The organism is Agrobacterium sp. LR_9, assembly GCF_041954855.1.
Taxonomy (GTDB): Bacteria; Pseudomonadota; Alphaproteobacteria; order Rhizobiales; family Rhizobiaceae; genus Agrobacterium; species Agrobacterium leguminum.
This window is the reverse complement of record NZ_JAVAYA010000061.1, coordinates 1-1,236: the sequence shown is the minus strand read 5'-3', so window position 1 is coordinate 1,236 and position 1,236 is coordinate 1. Positions and strand designations below refer to the sequence as shown.

The following is a 1,236-nucleotide window of genomic DNA, read 5'->3' as shown; positions in this document are numbered from 1 at the left end:
TGATCTGAACCCTTCAAACTGGACCGTTTTTGGTTAGAGTTTTCCGGTGCATTTTCCTGGCTGGGAAAGGAACGGAAGACGATGAAAGCATCACAGTTTTCGGACGCACAGAAGGCGTTCATTCTGAAGCAGGGTGATGAAGGAGTGTCGGTTGCGGAGATCTGCCGGAAGGCGGGGATCAGCCAGGCGACCTATTTCAACTGGAAGAAAAAATACGCGGGCATGCTGCCGCCGGAGATGAAGAAGCTGAAGCAGCTCGAGGACGAGAATGCGCGGTTGAAGAAGATCGTCGCGGACCTGACGCTGGACCGTGAGATGTTGCAGGATGTCATTCGGCGAAAGCTCTAAGGCCTGCTCGGAAACGCGAGATGGTGAAAGGCATGTGCCGGGATTGGATGATCTCGATCCGGCGTGCCTGTGGGGCACTGAACTTCGATCGGTCGACCTACCATTACACCTCTCGCCGTGCCGATCAGGCCGGTCTGGAACGTCGTATTCGTGAGATCTGCGAGATACGTGTTCGCTACGGCTATCGTCGCGTGCATGTATTGTTGGAGCGCGAGGGTTGGGGGACCAACATCAAGCGAACCTATCGCATTTACAGAGACTTGGGCCTGCAACTGCGTAACAAGACGCCGAAGCGACGGGTCAAAGCCAAGCTGCGGGAAGATCGGCAAATGGCCGTTGGACCGAACGATGTCTGGGCGATGGACTTCGTTCACGACCAACTCGCGACCGGCAAGAAACTGCGGGTGCTCACGGTGGTCGACACCTTCTCGCGCTATGTGCCGGTGCTTGATCCACGTCACAGCTATCGAGGTGAAGATGTCGTGCAAACCTTGGAACGGGTATGCCGGAAAGTTGGCTACCCGAAGACGATCCGTGTCGATCAGGGGACTGAGTTCGTGTCTCGCGATCTTGACCTTTGGGCCTACGCCAAAGGCGTCACCTTGGACTTCTCACGCCCGGGCAAGCCGACCGACAATGCGTTCATTGAAGCGTTCAATGGCCGCTTCCGCGCCGAATGTCTGAATCAGCACTGGTTCCTGACCCTTGCGGATGCCCGCGAAAAGATGGAGGATTGGCGTATAGACTATAATGAGTTTCGGCCGCATGGTGCGATCGGCAATAAGGTACCGATCTCGCTGATGAAATCAGGAGGCTCAACCAGCCCGCCTCCCTGAATGAAGCCGGAAAACTCTAGCCTCAGATGGTCCAGAAACCTGGGGCGGTTCA

Annotated in this window: 1 protein-coding gene; it reads left to right on the top strand. The window is 56.1% G+C overall.

Features of this window, described 5'->3' with window-relative positions:
* The first annotated feature begins 81 nt into the window (after nucleotides 1-81).
* Nucleotides 82-1,184 (top strand): IS3 family transposase gene (locus RAC79_RS25580; protein WP_104679491.1). Its coding sequence is split into 2 segments (ribosomal slippage): nucleotides 82-343 and nucleotides 343-1,184, totalling 1,104 coding nucleotides; the frame shifts between segments, so codons are not numbered across the junction.
* The last annotated feature ends 52 nt before the right edge of the window (nucleotides 1,185-1,236 follow it).